We start from the raw sequence: 21,681 nt of genomic DNA on the forward strand, positions 1-21,681 counted from the left end.
CGGAAACCGGCGGGGACGCGCCCCGCCGGTCCGTCCGTCATTCGCCCTCGATATCGGGCTTGGGAAAGCGATCGGCGCCCAGCGTCTTGTAGAGCCAGCCGCCGGCAAGCCCGCCGGCGAGAGGTGCGAGCCAGAACAGCCAGAGCTGCTGAAGCGCCAGCCCGCCGACAACGAGCGCCGGGCCGGTGCTGCGCGCCGGATTGACCGAGGTGTTGGTCACCGGGATCGAGATGAGGTGGATGAGCGTGAGCGCGAGGCCGATGGCCAGCGGCGCGAAACCCGCGGGTGCGCGGCCGTCGGTCGAACCCATGATGACCCACAGGAAGCCGGCGGTCAGCACGACCTCGATAATCAGCGCCGACCAGATGTCGTAATGGCCGGGCGAGCCGTCGCCGAAACCGTTGGCAGCGAGGCCCTTGGTCGCAAGATCGAAATCGGGATTTCCGCTCGCGATATAATAGAGGAGAAAAGCGGCGACGATCGCGCCCAGCACCTGCGCGACGACATAGAGTGGAATGTCGCGCGACTGAAAGCGGCCGCCGGCCCACAGGCCGACCGTGACCGCGGGGTTGAGATGGCAGCCCGAGATATGGCCGATGGCATAGGCCATGGTGACGACCGTCAGGCCGAAGGCGAGCGCGACGCCGAGCAATCCGATGCCGACATCGGGAAAGGCCGCCGCTAGAACCGCGCTGCCGCAACCGCCGAAGACAAGCCAGAATGTGCCGATAAACTCGGCCAGACCCTTTTGCATATTGGTCATATGGACCCTCCCTCCCGCCCGGGGCCGGAAGCGCCGCGGGCGCGGGAGCAACCTATCACAGCCCATGCCCCCGGCAAGTCTTTGTAAACCATATGTCCCGCGGCGGGATTCAGGCCGCAGCGACGGTCTCGACGAACTGGCTCGCGCGCTGATGCAACGATCGTGCTGCGCGGGTCAGCCCCGACGACAATTCGCCGAGCGCAATCGCCTCCTGTCCGACCGCCGCGGCGCCGCGGCCGATCTGATGGACGCGCGTGTCGATCTCCTTCCCCGCGGCAACCGCCTGCTCGACATAGCTTGCGATCAGCAGGGTCGTCGCGCTCTGGCCGTCGACCGCCGTATCGACGGCATCCGAAAAGGCGTTGTTCGCCTCGATCGCGCGTTCGACCTCGGCAAAGCCTTCGGCAACCTGCCCGACGATTTCGCGAATATGGTCGATGAAGGGCGAAATGTCGCTTGCCGCGGCACGGGTCTGCGCCGCGAGATTCTTCACTTCCTGGGCAACGACAGCGAAGCCGCGCCCCGCCTCCCCCGCGCGCGCCGCCTCGATCCCGGCGTTGAGCGCCAGCATGTTGGTGCGGCTCGCCATGTCGATGATCAGGCGCAGCATATGCTCGATCGACTGGCTCGCCTCGCGCAGCGCGGTCGCCCGCTCGCTCGCCGACCGGACGCGCGCATGGGCGTGACGCCGCACGTCGCGCGCCCGGGTGCCGTCGGCGACGATGCGCGCCATGCTGGCGGCGAGCCCCCTCCCCCGATCCCCAAGCTCCTGAAGCCCCGCGAGCGTCTGGGCGGTTGCGCCCGCGACCGACACCGCGTCGCGCCCCGTCTCGTCGGCACGCGTCCCCAGCCCCTGCGCCACCGCCTCTGCCTCACGCGCCATCTCGGCGAGCGTCGCGGTCAGCGCGCTGATATCCTGTTCGAAGCGGCGCCCGCTTGCTTCGACCGTCGCGGCGCGCGCGCTGCGTTCCTGCGCCACCTCGATCTCGCGCAGCATGGCCAATTTCGACAGTTGCGCCGAGTCGAGCGTTTCGACGAAGCGGCCGCGATCGACAAGCACGAGTTCCTGCGCCGCCGACTGCGCGGCGATCCTCAGCAGCGCGGCGGTGCTCTCGCCGACATCGGCGATCTGGCACGGATCGATGAGCGAGGCGATCGATCCCCCGATCGACGGGTTTTGCATCAGCGAAAACCAATAGGGACAAAAGAGCAATTCGCGCACGCGCTGTTCGCGGATGATTCCGACCGGATGGCCCGCGGCGTCGACGATCGTCAGGACGCGCAACTGCGGCTGCGCCCGGAAAATGTCGATCACCGCCGACAGATGCGCATCGTGAGCGATCGCCATCGAATGTCCGGTCGCGGGGGCCAATAGCGGATCGGGGGGCGTCATCTGTCTCTCTTGACTGCAAAGCGATGCAGGGCGACCTAGGCCAAGAGGGTTAATGCGAATTTAACTATTTGTTTCAGTGATATGACAGAAGCGCCGAAAGGCTGCACTTTTGGCCGCAAGCCGCTGGCCATTGCTGCGGCAATGTGCAACGCCGGACGCCGAGGAGAAGGACGATGCGGATATGGTTCGGGGCGATGCTGGCGCTGCCCCTGCTTGCGGGCTGTGTAAGCACCGTGAAATCGGTCGTCACCGCGCCGGTGAAGGCCGCAGGACAGGTCGTCGACTGGTCGACCACCAGCCAGGACGAGGCCGACCGCAACCGCGGCCGGGCGATGCGCGAACGCGAGGAGAGGCTGGGCAAGCTTTCGCGCCAGCGCGACAAGGCGGCTGAAAAATGCGAGCGCGGCGACCACGATCAATGCCGCCGCGCCGAAGTGCTGAACCATGAAATCGAAGCGGTGATGGCCGAACCGATGTAAGCCCGGCGCGACCTGGCCGCCTCCGTGGCAACAGCGAATAATCCCTACTTCCTTGCGCGCTATCGCGCATCGGCAATGTCGCCCGATCGGTCGCCCAGCAGATAGCGCGGGCCGGCGCCGCGCTGCGCCGCCTTGTCCCGGGCGTTATAAAGCCCGCATTTCTTCAGGCTCAGGCAACCGCAACCGATGCAGCCGTCCAGCAGGTCGCGCGTCCGTTCCAGCGCCGCGATCTGTGCGTCGATCCGCGCGCGCAGGCCGGTGCTGATCCGGCGCCAGTCGGCGGCATTGGGGGTACGTTCCGAAGGGAGGCGCGCCAGTTCCGCCGCGATCTCGTCGAGGCTGAGCCCCATCTGCTGCGCGATAAGGATAAACGACAGGCGCCGCGTGTCGGCGCGCAGAAAGCGTCTTTGTCCGCCCGCCGTGCGCAGCGACGCGATCAGTCCCTTCGCTTCGTAGAAACGGATCGCCGACACCGCAACGCCGGTTCGTGCGGCAAGCTCGCCGATGGGCAGAAGGTCGGCACGGTGCACGAAAGCCCCTTCGCGAAATATGCTTGATCTAAAGCTTAGTTGAACTTTCATATCTGTCTGCGTCAACCCGAATCAGGAGTTTCAGCCCGTGACGCATCCCTTTATCGAACATGTGAATCTGACCGTCAGCGACCCCGAACGCAGCGCCGCGCTGATGGCGCGGATCTTCGGCTGGCACGAACGCTGGCGCGGGCCGGCGCGCGACGGCGGCATGTCGATCCACGTCGGATCGGATGAGGCCTATGTCGCATTCTACACCGGTCCCGACGGCCTTCATGCGAACGCGCATTTCGCGAAAGGCGAACCGCTCAACCATGTCGGCATCCAGGTCGACGATCTCGATGCGATCGAGGCGAAAGTGGTCGATGCCGGTTTGCGCCCTTTCAATCACGGCGTTTACGAACCCGGGCGCCGCTTCTATTTCTTCGACCTGGACGGCATCGAATATGAGGTGGTGAGCTACGCCGCGCGGCCCGCGCGCTAAAGCGCGCAACATCGGGGCGGCTCCGCGCGTTAGCATGACACAAGCAGAAAGGAGCCTCCCCGATGAGCAAGGACATCAAACAGCGTTTCTGGAAGGAAATGGCCGACAATCCCTATCTGATGGTCGCGCTCGACGCCGGTCACGCCCATGCGATCCCGATGACCGCGCAGCTCGACAAAGACAATGACGGCTATTTCCATTTTTTCCACGCCAAGAGTGGCCGTCTCGCCGCAGGCGGGCGCGCGATGGCGCAATATGTCGCCAAAGGCCATGACCTGTTCGCATGCGTCTCCGGCACGCTGACTCCGGTGACCGACCGTGCGACGATCGACAAATATTGGTCGAAGCCGGTCGAGGCCTGGTACGAAGGCGGCAAGGATGACCCGGACCTGCTGATGCTGCGCTTCGATCTCGACGATGCCGAAATCTGGACCGCAGAGGCCGGGATCAAGGGTCTGTTCCGCCTGATGACCGGATCGACGGTGAAGGAAGGCGAACTCGGCAGCCATGCCGAGGTGGCGCTTTAGGACGAAGAAGCCGCATCGCGCTCGCGGGCCTCGATCCCCATCTCGACCAGCGCATAGAGGACGCGGCGCGCGGCGGCGACGTCCTCGGCGCCGACCCGCGCCGCGAGCTTCGCGTCGATGGCATCGCGCGCCTGACCCTGGATCGTCGCCGCCTCGGCGCCGCGCTCGGTCAGGCGCACAGTCAGTCGGCGCCGGTCGGCGGGATCGGCCTGGCGCTCCAGATAGCCGCGCATGACGAGCGTATCGACAAGCTGCCCCGCCGCCTGCTTCGATATGCGCAGATCGCGGATCAGAGCCCCCAGCGGCACCTCCTCCGCCCCCAGCGCCAAACCGCCGATCACATAGAGCCCGTTTGCCGGGATGTCGTCAAATCCGGCGCGATCAAGCGCCCGGCGCATTGCTCCGCCATAGATGGTGCGCGCATGGCGCAGAAGGGCGGGCATAACGATCTCGCGGTGGCGGGCGGTGTCCGAATTGCTCATTCGGCGAATATTTCCCGCTTCGGCCATTTAGTCAATATAATTTACTATCATTAAAATGGACTAATTTCGCCATTGGCGAAGCTGAAGCCATCGGCGCGATCGCGCGCCAGCAAGGCGGGGCCGTCGAGGTCGACCCATCGCGCCCGCTGCGCGAGCAGATACGCCGGCGCGATCGCCAGGCTGGTCGACAGCATGCAGCCGACCATGATGCTCAGACCCGCCGCGTCGGCGGCATCGGCCAGCTTGAGTGCCTCGGTCAGCCCGCCCGCCTTGTCGAGCTTGATGTTCACGCCGTCGTAAAAGGCCCCGATGCGCGGCACATCCGCAGCGACATGACAGCTTTCATCGGCGATGAACGGCAGCGGGGCATAGATGCCGTCGAGCAGCACGTCGGTGCCGACCGGCACCGGTTGCTCGATCATTTCGACTCCGAGGTCGGCGAGCGCCTCGACCTCAGGAAGCAGGTCGAGCGCGCCCCAGCTCTCGTTCGCATCGACGATCAGGCGGGCGCCGGGCGCCGCGCCCCGCACCGCGGCAACGCGCGCGCGATCTTCGGCGTCGCCGGCCAGCTTGATCTTGAACAGGCGATAGCCCGCCATCACCGCTTCCTCGGTTCGCGCCGCCATCGTGCCAGGGCCGCCGAGCGAAATGGTGAAGGCGGTGACGCGCGGCGCCGGCGCTTCGCAGCCGGCGAGCTGCCACAGCGGGACGGCGCGCTGGCGCGCTTCGAGATCCCATAGCGCACAGTCGATCGCGTTGCGCGCCGCACCCGCCCCCATCAATTCCTGCACCGCTGCCCGCGCGGCCGCCGCGCCCAGTCCCGCGAGATGCGGCATGACGCGCAGCAGAGCGTCGCGGCAGCCGGCCGCATCTTCGCCCTGATAGTAGATCGGCGTTCCCTCGCCGCGCCCGGCGACGCCGTCTTCCTCGACTTCGGCGACGACGACATCGACATGGTCGCTTGCACCGCGGCTGATGACGAATTCGCCCGCGACGGGCCAACGCTCGACGCGTGCGCTTTTCAGTTGGATAGCCATGCAGGAAGACTAATGTGCGACGCGATGACGGGCAAATCCCTTTCCGAACGCATCGGCGATCTGGGCCATCGGCTTTCCGTCGAGGCGCACGCCGCGTGGCTCGCCGCGCGGGACCCGCGGACGCCACTGATTGCCAGGCTGCTGGCGGTCGCCGTCGCTGCCTATGCGCTGTCGCCGATCGATCTGATACCCGATTTCGTCCCTGTACTCGGCTGGCTCGACGATCTGCTGATCGTCCCAGCGGGTCTGTGGCTGGTCCGACAGATGATCCCCGATCCGCTGTGGAGCGAATTGCATGCAGCGGCGGAGCTTGCGAGCGAGCGCCCCTCGAGCCGCGCGGGCATGGCCTTCATCCTTCTGTTGTGGGCAGGGCTGCTCTACCTCGTCTATTGGGCGGTCCGGACCTCGCCTTGGCATTGATGGGCGGGATTCGAAGTCGGGAGGCGGCCGGCGTGCGCATCCTCCGCGCCCTGCGATGCTTCTGCCGCCCCGTTTCTTCGCTGCCATAGCTGGAGTAGGCTGGTCGTCATGGATGCCATCATGCTTGCCCTCGTCGCGGTATTGCTAGCCAACGCCGATGGCCGAACCGGACGTTTGCTGTCGCAGGTGATGGCGGCGCGCGGGGATCGCCGCGCCGTCGTCGCGATTGCCTTCGCCGCCTTTCTGGCCAATGCGACCATCGCGGCGGTCGCGGGGACGGCAGCAAACCGGGTGATCGGTCAGGGTATCGTAGCGCTGCTGCTCGCCTTCGCGTTGCTCGGTGCGGCGGTCGCGCTCGTCTGGCGGGGGCGCCTCGGCCCGGCGGTCCAAAGTCTGGAGGAAGCTCCGTTGCCCTCGCTCGCGGCACGGCTGTTTCTGGCTCAACTCGGCGACCGCAGCCATTTCCTGATCGGCGCGCTGGCGGCGACGAGTGGCGCCGGGCTGTGGGCGGCCGCGGGGGGGCTGATCGGCTGGACGCTCTCGCTGGTCCCGTTCCTCGCTTTTGGCGCCGCGCTCGCCGATCAGGCCGCGGCACGGATCGCCCGGTTGATGAGCGCCGCGATTCTCACGCTATGGGGCCTCAACGCCGCGATGCGCGCCTTCGGTCTCTGACAGAAAATCCGATTATGGCGCCGAGTAATCGATTTTATCGATCACAGCATCGAACAGGCTTCATGGGCAGCTTTGCCGCTACGGCACTATATTGGCCGGGAAGCAGAAAAAGGAGGCTTTCCCATGTCCAACAAGAATCAGCCTGCCGTTGCGGATGCGCTGAACGCGCTGCTCGCCGACAGTTTCGCGCTCTATCTGAAGACCAAAAATTATCACTGGCACGTCAAGGGCCCCAGTTTTCGCAGCCTGCACCTTCTGTTCGACGAGCAGGCGGCCCAGATCCTCGCGACGACCGACCTGATCGCCGAGCGTGTGCGCAAGAATGGCGCAGCGACGCTCCGCTCGATCGGCGACATCAGCCGTCACCAGTCGATCAAGGACGACGACGCAGCGAGCGTCGACGCCGAAACGATGGTGCGCAACCTTGCTGCCGACAACGAGACGCTGCTCGCCCAGCTCAAGGATGCCAAGACGGCGGCCGAAGCCGATGGCGACATTGCGACGAGCGGCCTGGTCGATGGCTGGGCGGACGAAACGCAGCAGCGTATCTGGTTCCTGAAGGCCACCCTCGCCTGAGGGGCTGCGCAGACCACCGGTAACGAAAAAGGGCGGCCCTTTGCGGGGCCGCCCTTCGTTCATCCGGTGGACGCCGAATCAGTCCTGCGTCGGCTGGAGGTTCACCGCGGCGAATTTGCCGCGATCATCCACCTCGATGTCGAAAGCGACGCGGTCGCCTTCTTCGAGGCCCGCCATGCCGGCGCGCTGCACCGCGCTGATGTGGACGAAGGCATCCGCCTGTCCGTCATCGCGCGCGATGAAACCGAAACCCTTGGTCGTGTTGAAGAATTTCACCGTGCCCGACGTGCGTTCGCCGGTCAGCTGACGCCGGCCGCGCGCACCGCCCGCAGCGGGACGATCCTCGCGCGGACGCGGGGCGAAGTCCTCGACAGGCATCGGTTCGCCTTCGATCTTGAGATCGATGGCCGACACCTTGCCGTTGCGTTCGACGAGCGTGAAACCGAGCGGCTGACCCGATGCGAGGCCCTGCAGTCCCGCCTGTTCGACCGCGCTGATGTGCACGAACACGTCTTCACCGCCATCGTCGCGCGCGATGAAGCCAAAGCCCTTCGAGGGGTTGAAGAATTTCACTTGGCCCTGGCCTTCGCCGACGACCTGTGCCGGCATGCCGCCGCGGGCACCGCCGCCGCCACCGCCAAAGCCGCCGCGACCGCCGCCGGCGAAGCCGCCGCGATCGCCACCGCCGAAACCACCACCACGATCGCCGCCGGCACGATCGCCGCCACCGAAGCCGCCGCGATCACCGAAACCACCGCGGTCGCCACCGCCAAAGCCGCCGCCGCCATAAGGTGCCGGTTCGAAACTGTCGAAATTGCCGAAGTCGTCGCGCTTGCCGCGTCCGCGATGGCCACGGCGATCCTTGTTGAAACTCATTGCTTAGTAGTCGCTTTCGGTCGTCCACACCCGATTGAACCGGCTCCTTGCGCCGGACGGGGACGCAGTTCACCATGGGCACAGACTCGCCCCGTGCCGCTAACGGCGCAATATATAACCTATATGAACGGCATCTGCGAACAGAAAATTCAAAGCCGCGATCGGCGGATTTCCAAGCTTTGCCGTAGCGCTGGCGCCGAGGGGCGGTACCGCGAAAACCAGTCATTGAGCGGCGCCGCCGCTTCGCCTAAGGCAAGTCGATGACCGTATATTTCCACGAAGAAGATCTGCCGGAAGGCGCGATCGGCCCCGGCCCCGTCGCGATCGACACCGAAACCATGGGACTCAACCCGCTGCGCGACCGGCTGTGCCTCGTCCAGATCAGCGACGGCAAGGGCGACGAGCATCTGGTGCGATTCGGCCCCGGCAGCCGCTATGACGCACCGGTCCTCAAGGCGATCCTCACTGATCCTGACCGGCTGAAACTGTTCCATTTCGCCCGTTTCGATATTGCCGCGATGCAGCAGGCGCTCGGCGTTGTCACCGCCCCCGTCTATTGCACCAAGATCGCGTCGAAGCTGGTGCGCACCTACACCGACCGCCACGGGCTCAAGGAACTGGTCCGCGAACTGCTGGGACAGGATGTATCGAAGCAGCAGCAGTCGAGCGACTGGGGCGCTGCCGAACTGAGCGAGGCGCAGCGCGACTATGCCGCGAGCGATGTCCGCTTTCTGCACGCAATGAAGGAGGTGCTCGACGCCCGCCTCGCGCGCGAGGGGCGCACCGAACTCGCACAATCCTGCTTCGATTTCCTCCCGACGCGCGCCGCGCTCGACCTCGCCGGATGGCCCGAGGTCGACATCTTCGCGCATAGCTGACGGGGAGCCGCCGCGGGTGTCCGAACGCGCCGAAATCGACCGCACGATGCGCCGCCTGTGGGCGGCCAGCGGGTCGCGCCACGACCGCGTGGTGCGCATTTTGCGCTACGGCCTGCCGCTCGTTATCGGCGTCGTTGCGGCGGTGCTCGTCTTTTCGCCCTTCACCCAGCGCAGCGAGGTCAGCTTCCTGCTCGCCAAGGACAAGGTCGAGGTGGCGAAGGAGCGGATGAAGGTCGTGCGTGCCGAATATCGCGGCCAGGACACCAAAGGCCAGCCCTTTGCGCTCATCGCAGATAGCGCGGTGCAGAAAAGCTCGACCGAACCGATCGTGCGGATGAACGGACTGTCCGGGGCAATCAAGCTGGCCGACGGCCCGGCGACGATCGCCGCCGCGAACGGACAATATGACATGGACAGCGAACAGGTGACCGTGCCGGGACTGGTACAAGTCAAGGGCGCCGACGGCTATCGCATCGATGCGAACAATGTCGCCATCGACCTCAAGAATCGCAGCCTCGTCGGTACCGGCGGCGTCAATGGCGCGTTGAACATCGGTAATTTTTCGGCCAACGAACTGACCGCCGACCTTGACCAGCGGATCGTCCGCCTGTCGGGGAACGCCCATCTTCGGATCAACCAGGGAGCGCTCAAATGAAGGGGCTTTGTACCGTGAAGAGCCTGACGCTGGCCGGCGCCAGCTTCGTGCTGACCAGCCTCGCGATTCTGGCAAGCGGACATGGCGGCGGCGCGGCCTATGCGCAGGCGCTGGCGAATCACAACAGCAACGCCCCCGTCGATTTCGACGCGGGCAGCATCGAGGTGCAGGATCGCGCCGACCGCGTCGTACTGGCGGGCGGCGTGCGAGTAACGCAGGCGGGGTTGACCGTGGTCGCACCGCGCATGACCGTCGCCTATACCCGCGCCGGCAACACCGACGTCAACCGGCTCGACGCGACGGGCGGCGTCACCGTCACCAAGGGCAATGAAACGGCAAAGGGCAATGTCGCGATCTACGATCTCGACCGGCGGCTGATCACGATGGTCGGCAATGTCCAGTTAACGCAGGGCGCGAACCGCCTGTCGGGCGGACGACTTGTAATCGACCTCAACAGCGGACGCGCGACGGTCGACGGTCGCGGCGCTGCCCGCGGCCCCGACGGCAATCCGGTCACCGACGGTTCGGGCGGCCGCGTCAAGGGCACCTTCAGCGTACCGCAAAGAAACCAGTAACGCTGTCCGTTAAGCGTCGCGCAAGCCGCGCGCGCAAGAATGGTTTCGGGGACCAGACCCATTGCGGTGCCGGGGGGCGGCCGTGCGATCAAGGCGTGCTCCGATGCGTTATGCCCCCCTGCTTCCTGTCCGCCGCCCGATGTTCGGACGGCGCCACGCGACGCCCGAAACCGAGCCGGTCCGTCCGACCCGCGAGGAGCGAAAACTCGCGGAAGCGGTGATGCATCATGTCGGACCGACGCGACCCCGATAAACGGCCAGTTGCCACTTCAGTCCCGGCCGTTGAGGCCGCGAACCCCGATCAATCGCCCTCGGCTTCGACCTTGGGCTTGCGCACTTCGCTGACCAGCAGCTTGTCGATCTTGCGGCCGTCCATATCGACGATCTCGAACCTCCAGCCGCGATCGGTGAAGGCCTCCCCTTCCTCGGGCAGATGCTTGAGGATCGCGAGCGCGTGGCCCGCGGCGGTCGCATAGTCGCGGTCGTCGTCGAGTTCGATCCCCAGCCGCTCGGCCATCTGGTCGGCGGGCATCGACCCGGCGATCAGCAGGCTGCCATCCTCGCGTTCGACGACGAAGGGTTCGCTGCCGATATCCTGATCGGACGCGAACTCACCCGCGATCGCCGACATCAGGTCGGCGGGCGTCACCAGTCCATCGAAATGGCCATATTCGTCGTGAACGAGCAGCATCGGCACTTCGGCAAGGCGCAGCGCCGCGAGCGCGTCCATCGCATCGATCTGATCGTGGATGACCGCGGCGCGGCGCATCAGCCGCTCGAGGTCTATCGGGTCGCCACGGAACAGCGCCGCCGCGATGTCGCGCGCTTGCACGACTCCGACGATATCGTCGACCGACCCGCGCGCGACCGGCAGACGGCTGTGCGGCGTTTCGAGCAGCTTGTCGCGCACACCCTTCGCGTCGAGCGTGATGTCGATCCAGTCGACATCCTTGCGCGGCGTCATCACTTCGCGCACCGGCCGGTCGGCAAGCCGCACGACGCCCGAGATGATCGCGCGCTCGCTCTCCTCGATCACGCCCGATTTCGACGCCTCGGCGACGATCAGGTGCAGTTCCTCGGCGGTCACCTGATCGTCCGATTCGCGCTTGAGACCGAGCAGGCGGAACACCAGACCCGAACTGTTGTTGAGCAGCCAGACCAGCGGAGCCGCAATGCGCGCAAGCCAAAACATCATCGGCGCGACGAAGATCGCAATCCGTTCGGGTGCGCGCAGCGCGAATTGTTTGGGGACAAGCTCGCCCGCGATCAGCGAGGCATAAGTCGTAAGCGCGATGACGAGGGCGAACGCAACCGTGCGCGCGGTGTCGGCATCAAGGCCGGTCCATGCCTGCAACCGTTCGGCGACGGGCTGGCCCAGGCTGGCCCCCGAATAGGCGCCCGTCAGCACGCCGATCAGCGTGATGCCAACCTGCACCGTCGACAGGAAGCGGCCGGGGTCGGAGGCAAGCTGACGCGCGATCCGCGCTCCACTGCTGCCGCGCTTCTCAGCGGCCTGCAACCGCGGGTCGCGCGCCGAAACGATCGCGAGTTCGGACATGGCGAAAACGCCGTTGAGCAGGATAAGGATCAGGATGATCGCCACATCCGCCCAGGGAAAAGGGGTCATTGGGCGGTCGTACGGCGCTGGCGCGCCCGGCCCCTGTCAGCTTCGGTCATGCCGGTCCTATAGGCCAAAGCCGCGGTGCTGCACAATGGCGACGACATCGGCACGCTCAGCCAGCGTTCAGCATGAATGACGGAACGGAAAGCGCGATCATATGTTATCCTTGTGGTCGTGGCATCGCATGGACCGGCGATGCCCAAAAAAGGGAGCCAGAAATGAATAAGAGGACGATCAAGCTAGCGGCCGTCGCCAGCCTTGGCGCGCTCACGCTGACCGGTTGCGTCACCGACCCCGAAACGGGCAAGCAGCGCATCTCCAAGGCCGCGATCGGCGGCATCGGCGGCGCGCTCGGCGGCTATCTGCTCGGCGATCTCGTCGGCGGACGCAATGACCGGACCGAAAAGATCCTTGGCGCGGGCATCGGCGCCGTCGCCGGCGCGGGCGTCGGCTATTATATGGATCAGCAGGAAAAGAAGCTGCGCGAACGCACCGCGGGCACCGGCATCGATGTCGAACGCCAGGGCGACCAGCTCGTGCTCAACATGCCCGGCGACGTGACATTCGACCTCAACAGCGCGGTCGTGAAGTCGCAGTTCCGGGGCGCGCTCGACAGCGTCGCCTCGACCCTGTCGGAATATCCGAGCACCTATATCGACGTTTACGGCCACACCGATTCGCAGGGCAGCGAAACCTATAATCAGGGGCTGTCCGAACGGCGCGCGGCGTCGGTCGCCGACTATCTGGCAGGTCGCGGCGTCAACCGCGCGCGCATGGCGACGATGGGCTATGGCGAAACGCAGCTCAAATGCGCACCCGAACGCACGCAGGCCGACTATCAGTGCAACCGCCGCGTCGAAATCCGCATTGCGCCGGTGACGCAGGCGGACGTGGCCGCCGCACGATAAAGTCCATTCCCGTGGAGGATGGAAAGGGCGTCGCCGGGTGGCGGCGCCCTTTACCGTGTCAGGCGAGGCTCGAGAAGCTCGCTTTCAGCCCGTCGATGACGAACTGCGCCGCGAGCGCCGCGAGCAGCACGCCGAGCAGGCGGGTGATGACGGCCTCGCCCTTGTTGCCGATCAAGCGCATGAACGGTCCGGCGAGCAGCAGCGCGGCGAGCGTCAGCAGAAGCACGAGCAGCAGTGCGCCGAAAATCACCAGCGCGCGGTCAAGCCCGCTGTTCTGCGACACCAGCAGCATCACCGACGCAATCGATCCCGGCCCCGCGAGCATCGGCATCGCCATCGGAAACACCGATACATCTTCGACCTCGGGCGTTGCCATCAGCTTTTCGGCGCGCTGTTCGCGGCGCTCGGTACGCTTTTCGAACACCATGTCGATCGCGATGATGAACAGCATGACCCCGCCCGCGATGCGGAAACTGTCGAGATCGATGTGCAGGAAACTGAGCAGCGCCTCGCCGAACATCGCGAAGAAGATCAGGATGAAACCGGCGATCAGTGTCGCGCGGATCGCCATCGACCGGCGCTGCGCCGCGCTGGCTCCCGTCGTCAGACTGGCGTAGATGGGCGCGCAGCCGGGCGGATCGATGACCACGAAAAGCGTCACGAAGGCCGAGATGAAAAGGTCGATCATGGCTGCTTCGGAGCCGCGATGCGGTCATCGATAACGGTCGTCATGTCATGCCCGTCCCACAGCCGCACGGTGATGCTGCGCGATCCGTCGGGGCGCACGACCGAAGTCCAGTTCAGAGTCTGGTCGCGCGACATGCCGACCATCATATCATCACCCTCCGCGGCGGCGGTCACCGTGGCGCCCGGCTTGCCGGTGCAGGTCGCCTGCTTCGATTCGATGAAGTCGGGCGCTGCGCGCGGGGTCGCAAGCGCATCGCCCGAATCGAGCAGCCAGCGCATGTCGCCCTTCATCGGATCGCGCGACCACACGGTGGTGAAGAATCCCTGCGCCGCACCCTTCTGCCATGCGCCCGTCGTCACGCCGCTGTTGCCGTCACAGCTTACGAACACCTTGTGCGGTTGCCAGCGCACCGCCTCGGCCGGATCCTTTTGCGTCTTCAGCCAGTCGCGGGCGTTGACCCGCTGCGGCACGAACATCACCGCTTCGGGCGCCGCGGTTTCGCGAAAGGCCGTCCATTGCCCCTTTTCCTGCGCCAGCCGCGCGAAGGCGATTTCCGCCGCGATAAAGCCGCTCGGATTCGCCGAAAGCGGGCGCTTGCGCGCCTCCGGCCCCTGCTGCGCGCAACCGACGAGCGCCGTCAGCACAAGCCCGGCAAGGAGTAGTCGGCGCATCAGAAACCCTCCGGATCGGCGAGGCCGGCGCGGCGGTGCGCGGCGACCAGCGTGTTGCGCAGCAGGCAGGCAATCGTCATCGGGCCGACGCCGCCGGGCACCGGGGTGATTGCGCCCGCCACCGTCGCCGCGCTGGCGTAATCAACGTCACCGACGAGCCGCCCCTTGGTCGCGCCCGCTTCGGGCGGCAGGCGATTGATGCCGACGTCGATGACTGCCGCGCCGGGCTTGATCCAGTCGCCCTTGACCATTTCGGGCCGGCCGACCGCCGCCACGACGATATCGGCGCGGCGGACCAGATCGGGCAGATCGCGGGTGCGGCTGTGCGCCATGGTCACGGTGCAATTGGCGCCGAGCAGCAGCGCCGCCATCGGCTTGCCGACCAGAATCGAGCGGCCGATCACCACCGCATCCTTGCCGCCAAGATCGCCGAGCACATCCTGCAACAGCAACAGACAGCCAAAGGGTGTGCAAGGCACCATGCCTGGGATGCCGAGCGCGAGCCGTCCGGCACTGACCGGGGTCAGCCCGTCGACGTCCTTTTCGGGATCGATCGTCGCCACCGCGCGCTGCTCGTCGAGATGACCGGGCAGCGGAAGCTGGAGCAAGATGCCATCGACCGCGGGATCGGCGTTGAGCGACGCGAGCAGCGCCTCGACCTCGTCCTGGCTCGCGGTTGCGGGCAGGCGATATTCGAAACTCGCCATCCCGGCGGCGACCGTCGCCTTGCCCTTGGAGCCGACATAGACGGCGCTCGCCGGATCGTCGCCGACGAGCACGACCGCCAGCCCCGGCACGCGGCCGGTCGCGGCTTCGAACGCCGGGACGGCGCCGGCAATGCGCGCGCGCAAACCCGCCGCGAAAGCCTTTCCGTCGATGATGCGCGCCTCGGTCGCGACGGACATCAGGCCATTCCGCTCGAATAGGCGAGGCGCGCGAGATAGCCCAGCACCGGCCCCTGAATGATGATGATCAGGATCAGGACGAGCATCGGCGTCAGGTCGAGCCCGCCAAAATCGGGCATGATGCGCCGGAACGGCCGGTAGAGCGGCTCGGTGATGCGGTCGAGCATCATCCACAGCTGCGCCACGAAGTCATTGTGGGTGTTGATGACGTTGAAGGCGATCAGCCACGACATCACCGCCTGCGCGATGATGAACCACCACAGGACCGTCAGGATGATGTCGACGATCTGGATGAGCATGAGAAGCAAGGCGGGTCTCCGTAAAGGGGGGTCTTGCAGGCCCTCTTAGCGGTGAATGAGCGTGCCTGCACCCCTTGCGGTGAAAATTTCGAGCAGCATCGCGTGCGGCACCCGGCCGTCGAGGATAACCGCGGCATCGACCCCCGCATCGACCGCCGCGACGCAGGTTTCAACCTTCGGAATCATGCCGCCGGTGATCGTCCCGTCGGCCTTCAGCCCGTCGATCGCCGGACGGTCGAGATCGGTCAGCAGAGCACCCGACTTGTCGAGCACGCCGGCCACGTCGGTCAGCAGGAAAAAACGCCGCGCGCCGAGCGCGCCGGCGATCGCCCCGGCCATGGTGTCGGCGTTGATATTATAGGTCGCGCCATCGGCGCCGAGCGCGACGGGAGCAACGATCGGAATAAAATTGTCGGCCGACAACCGCTGCAGGATCGTCGGGTCGACCGCGACGGGTTCGCCCACGAAGCCGAGGTCGACGTGGCGTTCGATCCCCGAATTGGGATCGGGCTCGGTACGGTGGACCTTTTCGGCCAGCACCAGATTGGCGTCCTTGCCCGACAGACCGATCGCGCGGCCGCCAAGCCCGGCAATCCATCCGACGATTTCCTTGTTGATCTTGCCTGCCAGGACCATTTCGGCGACCTCCGCGGTCGCGGCGTCGGTGACGCGCAGCCCGCCGACGAACTGCGATTCGATGCCGAGTTGCTTGAGCATCGCGCCGATCTGCGGCCCGCCGCCATGGACGACGACAGGGTTGATCCCCACCGCCTTCAGCAGCACCACATCCTCGGCAAAATCGCGCTGCGCCTCGGGATCGCCCATCGCGTGGCCGCCATATTTGATGACGAAGGTTTCGCCCGCATAGCGCTGAAGATAGGGCAGCGCCTCGACGAGCGTTTCGGCCTTGGTCAGCAGATCGGGCATGGTCGTGGGATCGGTCATCGTCATCATTCCGCGGTCTTCGCGTCGAGGCTGCGGCCGAGCGCGACGAGGCCGGTGATCACCGCCGGAATGACGACGATCGACAGCGCGACCTTCGCCAGCATCTGTCCCGCCATCAGATTGGCGATCGGAAAAACGCCGTAAAAGGCGATGGTGACGAACAGCAGCGTGTCAACGATCTGGCTGAGCGCGCTGGCGACTGCGCCGCGGATCGCGAGCCAGGTCGACCCCGTCCCCGCGCCTTCACGGCCGCGCAGTTTGGAAAAGATGGTCACGTTCAGAAACTGCGACGTGCCATAGGCGACGATACCCGCTGCCATCAGGCGCGGCGTTTGTCCCAATATCATTTCGAACGATGCCAGCCGGGCCGGGTCCATCTCGGGCGCGGCGGGGACGAAATAGACGAGCGAGGTCAGCATGATCGACAGGATCAGCGGCACGAAACCCCACAGCACCAGCCGGTTCGCGGTCGCCTGTCCGTGCAGTTCGGACACGGTGCTCGAGAGCGCGACGAGGATCAGGAACGGGAAAATCCCGGCCTCAACCGCAAGACCGGCGCCCAGCGCGACCTGCTTGTTCCCGAGCACGCCGGCGAGCACGACCATGCCGCCATAGATGATCGTGAACAGGAAAAGCGAAGGGGTGATCGTGCGCGGCAGCGCGGTCGAGGTCGGTTCGGTCATCGGCGCCCGATAGTCGCTTTTGCGACGCGTGGAAAGATGCCGGTCAATCGGCGGGATTATACTTGGCGAGGAAGGATTCGATCGATTGCAGCAACATCAGGCGATCGGCCTCGCGCGTGAAATAATGATCGGCGAGCGGCAGCGAGACGAAGTCCACCGTCCTCCCCGCCTTGGTCATTGCCGCATACATGCGCGCTGACTGGCTGTGATCGACTGTCACATCCTTCTTGCCGTGGATCAGCAGCAGCGGCGTCTTGATCCGGTCGATGGCGTTGATCGGCGACACCGCCGCGAAGTCGGGGGTCATGCGCTTCCACTGCGTCCGGTACAGATTGGCGCGCAGCGTGCCGCCGAAATCATTGACCTCGCGCCGCAGATTGGCGACCCCGGCGATCGAGATCGCGCAGCGATACTGGTCAGGATCCTTGGCGATCCCCCACATCGCTGCATAGCCGCCATAAGAGGCGCCGACGATGCACACGCGCTTGGGGTCGGCGATCTTTTCGGTGACCGCCCAGCGCACGCCGTCGGTCACATCATCTTGCATCGCAAAGCCGAGCTGCCCCTCGCCGGCCTTTTCGAACTCGGCGCCATAGCCGGTCGAGCCGCGGAAATTGGGCTGCAATACCGCATAGCCGCGTTCGGCGAGGAACTGCGCCCAATAATCGTAGGTCAGCTCATCCTGGCCCCACGGTCCGCCGTGCGGCAGCACGATGAACGGCAGGTTGGTTGCCGCTCGGCCCCGCGGCATCGTCAGCACGCCCTCGATCTCCAGCCCGTCGCGCGCCTTGTACCGGACGAGCTTCGCGCGCGAGAGGCGCTTCGCTCCGATCCGTTCGTTCATTGCCGCAAGACGCGACAAATCGCCGGTCGTCGAATCATAATAATAGAGCAGCCCCGGATTGTCGGGGGTGCTGATCCGCACCAGCATTTTCTTCAGGTCGCGGCTATAGCTGTCGATCCGTACACGCGCCGCGCGGGCCGTCGCGTCCAGCGTATCCTGATGCGCTGCCATCGCCGGGTCGAGCCAGCGCACCGGTTTCAAGTCGTCGGCGACGTGAACGCCGAGCAGCCTCGATCCGTCGGGCGCGCGAATGGCGCCCAATATGTCGCCCGCGTCGGGCGCAACGACCGTGCGGACTTCGGCACCGGTAGCAAGATTGACCTCGGCAATCGCGGTCTTGCCATCGTCCCGGTCCTTGTACACCAATCCGTTGTCGGTGCCGTCGACGAAGAGGATCGGCACCGTCAGCCGCTCGTCATCGCGTAGCGAAGCGCGCTCGATCGACCGGAAAGCCCCTTCTCCGGCGCTACGATAGAGCAGCGTGGCCCGGGTCGTATCGTCGCGATAGCCGATGCCGTAGCGCACCCGGCCGAGATGGTCGGCGCCCCAGTCCATAACCCCGGTGCGCGACCGCAGTTCGGTCTTCTTGCGCCCCGTCTTCACATCGATGCGGTATACAGCCGGCCAGAAATCGGCGTTGTCATATATCGAGTCCTGACCCGCGACCAGAATTTCGCTGCTGCCGTCTTTGGGCAGCCAGACGACATCGGACGCATTTTGGCCCTTGAGATCCCATAACAGCCGCGTGATCTTGCCCGAGGCCCGGTCGATGGCGATGATGCGGGTGACGTACCAATTGTCGGCCTCCACCGGCATCAACGCCCGCAGGCCGACGAGCAGATGTTCGTCGTTGACCCAGGTCAGCCAATCGATTTCGGTCTGGTCGGGAACCGCAATAATGACCGATTTGCTCTGATCGCCCAGCACGGGAAGGATGCCGATCCGCTGTTCCCCACGGACCGCGAACAGGCCCGCCATATGCGTTCCGTCAGGCGATAATTCGGTATTTTCCGCAAAGGGAAGCTGCGCAAAGGCGGCCGTGGGCAATGGCGGAGCGGGGGTCGATGCGGTCGTGGCGGGCGCCTGCGCCGCCGCGGGCACGGCCGCCTGCACCAGCGCGCAAATCGCCAAAATTACATGTCCCGCAACGCCAGTCCGCATCATATTCCCCCTGTTTCAGCGCTGCCTATCAAGCCGTCACGGAGCCGCCAAGCAGGATCGCTGCCGTTATGGATGACTGCAATGCTCCGCCGCCCCCCTTGCCCGATCCGCAAAGCCCGCTAGACAGGCGCAATAAACTTGCGGGGGACGCAAAACACTTATGGGACATCTTATCGGCCTGCTCGGAATCGTTGCATTGCTTGCGATTGCCGTGCTGTTTTCATCGAACCGTCGCTGGATTCGCCTGCGCGTCGTCGTGCCGGCCTTTCTGTTGCAGGCCGGGTTCGCGCTGCTGGTGATCGGTACGCCGTGGGGCCGCGCGATCATTCAGGCGATGTCGACCGGCGTCGCCAATCTTCTGGGTTATGCCAAGGCGGGAACCGACTTCATTTTCGGCCCGCTCGCCGGACCCGAAATGGGCGGCCACAGCTTTGCGATCGCCGCGCTGCCGGTGATCATCTTCTTCGCCTCGCTTATCTCGATCCTCTATTATCTCGGCATCATGCAATTCGTGATCAAATGGGTCGGCGGGGCGATCCAGAAGATTACGGGAATCACCAAGGTCGAAAGCCTGGGCGCCGCGGCGAATATCTTCGTCGGCCAGAGCGAGAGCCCGCTCGTCATCCGTCCCTATCTCGCCGGTCTTACCCCGTCGCAGCTCTTTACGGTGATGACGGTCGGCATGGCCGGGGTCGCGGGGACCATCCTCGGCGCCTATGCCAGCATGATCGGCGAACAGCTGCTGCCCTATCTGCTCGCCGCCAGCTTCATGTCGGCGCCGGGCGGCATCCTGATGGCCAAGATCATGATGCCCGACGACCCCAAGGATTTGGGTATCGAACCCGTCATCATGCCAGAGGCAAGCCATGACGAGGAAAAGCCGGCGAACATCATCATGGCAGCGGCGCAGGGCGCGCAAACCGGCGTCAAGCTGGCGGTCGCGGTCGGCGCGATGGTGCTGGCCTTCGTCGCGCTCGTCGCGCTCGCCAACGGGCTGCTCGCCGGGATCGGCGGCTGGTTCGGCTATCCCGATCTGTCGTTCCAGGCGGTCATCGGCGCGATCTTCCGCCCGGTGATGTGGCTGATGGGCGTGCCGTGGGACGAAAGCGCCGCGGTCGGCGGCCTGTTCGGTACCAAGGTCGTGCTCAACGAATTCGTCGCCTTCATCGACCTTGGTAAAATCCAGGGGGGGATGTCGATGGTGTCGGTTGCGATCGCCACCTTTGCGCTGTGCGGTTTCGCCAATTTCAGCTCGATCGCGATCCAGATGGCCGTGACCGGCGGTCTCGCCCCCAATCAGCGGCCGATGATCGCCCGGCTGGGGCTGAAGGCGCTGCTTGCGGGCAGCCTGTCGAACCTGATGTCGGCGGCGCTCGCCGGCCTTATGCTCAGTTTCACCGCGCCGGTCGCCACACCGCCGCCCCCGACCGCCGCGCCGGTTGCGGCGGCGCCGCTTCCCGGTGCGCCGCCCGCTGCCGCCGATACCGCTGCCCCCGCCGCGGCCAAGGCACCTTGACGCGCGGGCAGCGCCGGGCCGCGCAAGGCCCGGTCGGCACGGGATAATTTGCAAGTCCCCCTGTTGTGGCGTAGTTTCGGCCCCGGAAAAACGAATCCCGGGGTCGCGTTCGCCAAACAGGGAGGTTGTTGATGAAATCCATCCATCGCTGGTCGCTCTTCGCTGCTGCCGCCGCAGCGCTCGGCGGGGGTTTCCTTGCCGCGTCGCAGGCGCAATCGCCCGAGGACAGGATGATGCGTCCGACCGAGGCGACCATCTATCGCGACGCCGCCTACAAGGGGCCGGCGGTGTTCATTGGCGAAGCGAAGCCCGATCTGGGCCTGTCGTGGCCGGTCAATTCGATCCGCGTGACCAGCGGTCGCTGGGAACTGTGCGAGAAGACGCGCTATCGCGGCAATTGCCGGACGGTCGAACGCGACACCCCGATATTGGGCAATATCCTGCGCGGCATCAAGATCCAGTCTATCCGCCCCGTCGGATCGGGCGGCGGCTGGCATCCCGGCCCGGTCGCCAACGATCAGGTTGCGCGCGGCAATTTCGCCGAATTCCATACCCAGCCCGCCACCGCAAATTATCGCATTCTCGCGTGCCAGAGCGGATCGGCGACTGCCGCCTGCGCGGCGCGGACTGCCGACACATGGTGCCGCTCGATCGGCTGGAACGGATCGGCCCGCGAACATATGGAGACGGTTTCGGGCCGCATATATCTGGCCGACGTGCTGTGCGTCCGTTCGGGCTATTGAGGGGAATGGAGATGATCCGAATCGCGAAGCTGGCCGCCGCGGGCGCGGCCATTCTTGTCGTTGCGGGCTGTGCCTCCTACCCGCAAAACACCGGCACGCTTTACGAATGCAATCGCGGCACGCAGTTGCAGGTCGATTATATCGCCAACGGCGCAATCGTCCGCGTCGACGGCCGCCGCAGCATGGTGCTCAAGGCCGCGCCGACCAACATGGGGCAGGCCTATGAAAACAAGAGCGGCGCGCGGTTGTACCGCAGCGGCAATGAGGTGACGTGGAACACCGCCGCGCGCACCGCGCCCGAGAGCTGCCGCCCCGTCAATCGGCCAATGTAGGCGGGGCGCCTCTCCCCC

General features: G+C 65.6%; 27 protein-coding genes. 13 read left to right on the forward strand and 14 right to left on the reverse strand.

Features of this window, described 5'->3' with window-relative positions; genetic code table 11:
* Positions 1 to 37 precede the first annotated feature (37 nt).
* Positions 38 to 763, reverse strand: a complete 726-nt coding sequence (gene aqpZ, locus MU856_RS14270; protein ID WP_003041215.1) for an aquaporin Z — start codon at positions 761 to 763, stop codon at positions 38 to 40.
* A 109-nt stretch (positions 764 to 872) separates the two neighbouring features.
* Complete coding sequence (locus MU856_RS14275) at positions 873 to 2,156, reverse strand: methyl-accepting chemotaxis protein (RefSeq protein ID WP_186402873.1); 1,284 nt, start codon at positions 2,154 to 2,156, stop codon at positions 873 to 875.
* Between the two features lie 173 nt (positions 2,157 to 2,329).
* Between MU856_RS14275 and MU856_RS14280 the strand changes: the two genes are divergently transcribed.
* The gene (locus MU856_RS14280; RefSeq protein ID WP_062901691.1) at positions 2,330 to 2,635 is read left to right on the forward strand and encodes a hypothetical protein; all 306 of its coding nucleotides are present in this window, start codon (positions 2,330 to 2,332) and stop codon (positions 2,633 to 2,635) included.
* A 59-nt stretch (positions 2,636 to 2,694) separates the two neighbouring features.
* Here MU856_RS14280 and soxR read toward each other — a convergent pair whose 3' ends face one another.
* Positions 2,695 to 3,165, reverse strand: a complete 471-nt coding sequence (gene soxR, locus MU856_RS14285) for a redox-sensitive transcriptional activator SoxR (protein ID WP_186402872.1) — start codon at positions 3,163 to 3,165, stop codon at positions 2,695 to 2,697.
* An 88-nt stretch (positions 3,166 to 3,253) separates the two neighbouring features.
* On the opposite strand from soxR, the gene MU856_RS14290 reads away from it, so the two are divergent.
* Together MU856_RS14290 and MU856_RS14295 are read left to right on the forward strand one after the other, a co-directional pair.
* Complete coding sequence (locus MU856_RS14290) at positions 3,254 to 3,649, forward strand: VOC family protein (RefSeq protein WP_062901690.1); 396 nt, start codon at positions 3,254 to 3,256, stop codon at positions 3,647 to 3,649.
* A gap of 62 nt (positions 3,650 to 3,711) precedes the next feature.
* Positions 3,712 to 4,176 carry a pyridoxamine 5'-phosphate oxidase family protein gene (locus tag MU856_RS14295; RefSeq protein ID WP_062901689.1) on the forward strand — a complete coding sequence of 155 codons (465 nt, stop codon included), beginning with the start codon at positions 3,712 to 3,714 and terminating at the stop codon, positions 4,174 to 4,176.
* Here MU856_RS14295 and MU856_RS14300 read toward each other — a convergent pair.
* Together MU856_RS14300 and MU856_RS14305 are read right to left on the reverse strand one after the other, a co-directional pair.
* Positions 4,173 to 4,658, reverse strand: coding sequence for a MarR family winged helix-turn-helix transcriptional regulator (locus MU856_RS14300; protein WP_186402870.1), 486 nt, complete (start codon positions 4,656 to 4,658; stop codon positions 4,173 to 4,175). The genes MU856_RS14295 and MU856_RS14300 overlap by 4 nt on opposite strands.
* A gap of 50 nt (positions 4,659 to 4,708) precedes the next feature.
* Positions 4,709 to 5,695, reverse strand: coding sequence for a dipeptide epimerase (locus tag MU856_RS14305; RefSeq protein ID WP_062901687.1), 987 nt, complete (start codon positions 5,693 to 5,695; stop codon positions 4,709 to 4,711).
* Positions 5,696 to 5,719: 24 nt separating this feature from the next.
* On the opposite strand from MU856_RS14305, the gene MU856_RS14310 reads away from it, so the two are divergent.
* The 3 genes from MU856_RS14310 (at position 5,720) to MU856_RS14320 (ending at position 7,363) form a co-directional block, all read left to right on the forward strand.
* A complete protein-coding gene (locus MU856_RS14310; protein WP_062903106.1) occupies positions 5,720 to 6,115 on the forward strand; it encodes a YkvA family protein in 396 nt (131 codons plus the stop codon).
* 108 nt (positions 6,116 to 6,223) lie between these two features.
* Positions 6,224 to 6,787 carry a hypothetical protein gene (locus MU856_RS14315; RefSeq protein ID WP_062901686.1) on the forward strand — a complete coding sequence of 188 codons (564 nt, stop codon included), beginning with the start codon at positions 6,224 to 6,226 and terminating at the stop codon, positions 6,785 to 6,787.
* Between the two features lie 123 nt (positions 6,788 to 6,910).
* Positions 6,911 to 7,363, forward strand: coding sequence for a Dps family protein (locus MU856_RS14320; protein WP_062901685.1), 453 nt, complete (start codon positions 6,911 to 6,913; stop codon positions 7,361 to 7,363).
* A 78-nt stretch (positions 7,364 to 7,441) separates the two neighbouring features.
* Here the strand turns inward: MU856_RS14320 and MU856_RS18735 are convergent, their stop codons facing one another.
* Positions 7,442 to 8,239 (reverse strand): cold-shock protein, encoded by a 798-nt coding sequence (locus tag MU856_RS18735; protein ID WP_062901684.1) that lies wholly within the window; start codon positions 8,237 to 8,239, stop codon positions 7,442 to 7,444.
* Positions 8,240 to 8,499: 260 nt separating this feature from the next.
* Between MU856_RS18735 and MU856_RS14335 the strand changes: the two genes are divergently transcribed.
* Genes MU856_RS14335 through MU856_RS14345 form a run of 3 tightly spaced genes read left to right on the forward strand, consistent with a single transcriptional unit; the run spans position 8,500 to position 10,347 of the window.
* The gene (locus tag MU856_RS14335) at positions 8,500 to 9,117 is read left to right on the forward strand and encodes a ribonuclease D (protein WP_003041249.1); all 618 of its coding nucleotides are present in this window, start codon (positions 8,500 to 8,502) and stop codon (positions 9,115 to 9,117) included.
* 16 nt (positions 9,118 to 9,133) lie between these two features.
* Positions 9,134 to 9,772 (forward strand): LPS export ABC transporter periplasmic protein LptC, encoded by a 639-nt coding sequence (locus MU856_RS14340; RefSeq protein ID WP_186402868.1) that lies wholly within the window; start codon positions 9,134 to 9,136, stop codon positions 9,770 to 9,772.
* Entirely contained in the window at positions 9,769 to 10,347 is a 579-nt protein-coding gene (locus tag MU856_RS14345) for an LptA/OstA family protein (RefSeq protein WP_263587792.1), read from the forward strand. The genes MU856_RS14340 and MU856_RS14345 overlap by 4 nt, the downstream gene beginning before the upstream one ends.
* 301 nt (positions 10,348 to 10,648) lie before the next feature.
* Here MU856_RS14345 and MU856_RS14350 read toward each other — a convergent pair whose 3' ends face one another.
* Positions 10,649 to 11,974, reverse strand: coding sequence for a hemolysin family protein (locus MU856_RS14350; RefSeq protein ID WP_062901681.1), 1,326 nt, complete (start codon positions 11,972 to 11,974; stop codon positions 10,649 to 10,651).
* 212 nt (positions 11,975 to 12,186) lie between these two features.
* Between MU856_RS14350 and MU856_RS14355 the strand changes: the two genes are divergently transcribed.
* Positions 12,187 to 12,876 (forward strand): OmpA family protein, encoded by a 690-nt coding sequence (locus MU856_RS14355; RefSeq protein ID WP_062901680.1) that lies wholly within the window; start codon positions 12,187 to 12,189, stop codon positions 12,874 to 12,876.
* A gap of 58 nt (positions 12,877 to 12,934) precedes the next feature.
* On the opposite strand, the gene MU856_RS14360 is transcribed toward MU856_RS14355, so the two are convergent.
* From MU856_RS14360 to MU856_RS14390, 7 genes are read right to left on the reverse strand one after another with little or no spacing between them, the layout of a single operon-like run.
* Complete coding sequence (locus tag MU856_RS14360; RefSeq protein WP_003041264.1) at positions 12,935 to 13,564, reverse strand: MarC family protein; 630 nt, start codon at positions 13,562 to 13,564, stop codon at positions 12,935 to 12,937.
* A complete protein-coding gene (locus MU856_RS14365) occupies positions 13,561 to 14,235 on the reverse strand; it encodes a hypothetical protein (RefSeq protein WP_062901679.1) in 675 nt (224 codons plus the stop codon). The genes MU856_RS14360 and MU856_RS14365 overlap by 4 nt, the downstream gene beginning before the upstream one ends.
* Positions 14,235 to 15,140, reverse strand: a complete 906-nt coding sequence (gene folD, locus MU856_RS14370) for a bifunctional methylenetetrahydrofolate dehydrogenase/methenyltetrahydrofolate cyclohydrolase FolD (RefSeq protein ID WP_062901678.1) — start codon at positions 15,138 to 15,140, stop codon at positions 14,235 to 14,237. The genes MU856_RS14365 and folD overlap by 1 nt, the downstream gene beginning before the upstream one ends.
* Positions 15,140 to 15,439, reverse strand: a complete 300-nt coding sequence (locus tag MU856_RS14375; RefSeq protein ID WP_003041270.1) for a YggT family protein — start codon at positions 15,437 to 15,439, stop codon at positions 15,140 to 15,142. The genes folD and MU856_RS14375 overlap by 1 nt, the downstream gene beginning before the upstream one ends.
* Positions 15,440 to 15,484: 45 nt before the next feature.
* The gene (gene argB, locus MU856_RS14380; protein WP_186402864.1) at positions 15,485 to 16,393 is read right to left on the reverse strand and encodes an acetylglutamate kinase; all 909 of its coding nucleotides are present in this window, start codon (positions 16,391 to 16,393) and stop codon (positions 15,485 to 15,487) included.
* The gene (locus MU856_RS14385; protein ID WP_003041276.1) at positions 16,390 to 17,067 is read right to left on the reverse strand and encodes a queuosine precursor transporter; all 678 of its coding nucleotides are present in this window, start codon (positions 17,065 to 17,067) and stop codon (positions 16,390 to 16,392) included. Before MU856_RS14385 ends, argB begins: the two co-directional genes overlap by 4 nt.
* Before the next feature lie 43 nt (positions 17,068 to 17,110).
* Complete coding sequence (locus MU856_RS14390) at positions 17,111 to 19,075, reverse strand: alpha/beta hydrolase family protein (RefSeq protein WP_082819890.1); 1,965 nt, start codon at positions 19,073 to 19,075, stop codon at positions 17,111 to 17,113.
* A 157-nt stretch (positions 19,076 to 19,232) separates the two neighbouring features.
* On the opposite strand from MU856_RS14390, the gene MU856_RS14395 reads away from it, so the two are divergent.
* From MU856_RS14395 to MU856_RS14405, 3 genes are all read left to right on the forward strand, one after another.
* Complete coding sequence (locus tag MU856_RS14395; protein ID WP_186402862.1) at positions 19,233 to 20,588, forward strand: NupC/NupG family nucleoside CNT transporter; 1,356 nt, start codon at positions 19,233 to 19,235, stop codon at positions 20,586 to 20,588.
* A 131-nt stretch (positions 20,589 to 20,719) separates the two neighbouring features.
* Positions 20,720 to 21,331: a beta/gamma crystallin family protein gene (locus MU856_RS14400; protein WP_263587793.1), complete on the forward strand. Its 612-nt coding sequence runs from the start codon at positions 20,720 to 20,722 to the stop codon at positions 21,329 to 21,331.
* Between the two features lie 5 nt (positions 21,332 to 21,336).
* Positions 21,337 to 21,663: an MliC family protein gene (locus MU856_RS14405; RefSeq protein WP_263587794.1), complete on the forward strand. Its 327-nt coding sequence runs from the start codon at positions 21,337 to 21,339 to the stop codon at positions 21,661 to 21,663.
* Positions 21,664 to 21,681 lie beyond the last annotated feature (18 nt).

Source organism: Sphingopyxis sp. GC21 (genome assembly GCF_025727575.1).
Classification (GTDB): domain Bacteria; phylum Pseudomonadota; class Alphaproteobacteria; order Sphingomonadales; family Sphingomonadaceae; genus Sphingopyxis; species Sphingopyxis terrae_A.